This is a genomic window from Paenibacillus sp. J31TS4 (assembly GCF_018403265.1).
Classification (GTDB): Bacteria; Bacillota; Bacilli; order Paenibacillales; family NBRC-103111; genus J31TS4.
This window is the reverse complement of the sequence record NZ_BOSI01000036.1, coordinates 1-263: the sequence shown is the minus strand read 5'-3', so window position 1 is coordinate 263 and position 263 is coordinate 1. Positions and strand designations below refer to the sequence as shown.

Below are 263 nucleotides of genomic sequence, written 5' to 3'. Positions count from 1 at the left end.
AGTCGTAACAAGGTAGCCGTATCGGAAGGTGCGGCTGGATCACCTCCTTTCTATGGAGTATCCGCATCGGTGAGATGCGATACAAATCGGTTTGTTACTCACTCGTGTTCAGTTTTGAAAGGTGCATGCCTTTCAGCTAAATAGCATTCCGTTTGGTAATAATGGCGGAGGGGAACCACGCGTACCCATCTCGAACACGACCGTTAAGCCCTCCAGCGCCGATGGTACTTGAACCGAAGGGTTCCGGGAGAGTAGGACGTTGC

Annotated in this window: 2 rRNA genes; both read left to right on the top strand. The window is 51.7% G+C overall.

From position 1 onward, the window contains the following. Positions 1-50 (top strand): 16S ribosomal RNA (locus KJS47_RS23885); the annotation flags it as partial. Between the two features lie 101 nt (positions 51-151). After that, a 5S ribosomal RNA gene (rrf, locus tag KJS47_RS23880) occupies positions 152-263 on the top strand; the annotation flags it as partial.